The organism is Corynebacterium sp. HMSC074H12, from assembly GCF_001813755.1.
GTDB lineage: Bacteria > Actinomycetota > Actinomycetes > Mycobacteriales > Mycobacteriaceae > Corynebacterium > Corynebacterium hiratae.
The window spans coordinates 1-331 of sequence record NZ_KV813910.1; the positions used below are offsets into that span (position 1 = coordinate 1).

Annotated in this window: 1 pseudogene; it reads right to left on the reverse strand. The window is 59.2% G+C overall.

Features of this window, described 5'->3' with window-relative positions:
• Nucleotides 1-188: pseudogene (locus HMPREF2932_RS07015) on the reverse strand (Trp family transcriptional regulator); the annotation flags it as partial.
• Nucleotides 189-331 lie beyond the last annotated feature (143 nt).

A 331-nucleotide genomic window follows, 5' to 3' on the forward strand; every position in this document is an offset into this window, starting at 1 on the left:
TCAACGAATATCTCGTCCAGCTCGTCATTCGTCAGCGCCGCGACCTGCTGGGCAGTGGTTAGGCCAAGGCTTCGCAGCGCTTGGTTCGCTCGGGAAATCGCGCGGTGCGAGCACCCGAGTTGGTCTTCAATCTGGCGGTAAGAACGCTTCCTAATCAGCAGCGTCATCACCGCACGGTAATCCGGCATAAGCGGACTCCTTCCAGTACGCGCCGCACCCGAGTGGTGCGGCTACCGGAAGTATCATCCCGAGCGCCCTGAGCTGCTACCAGATACTCACTGAAGCGCTACCGGATAGTCACGACACTGCTACCAAATAGCCGGTCGCAACA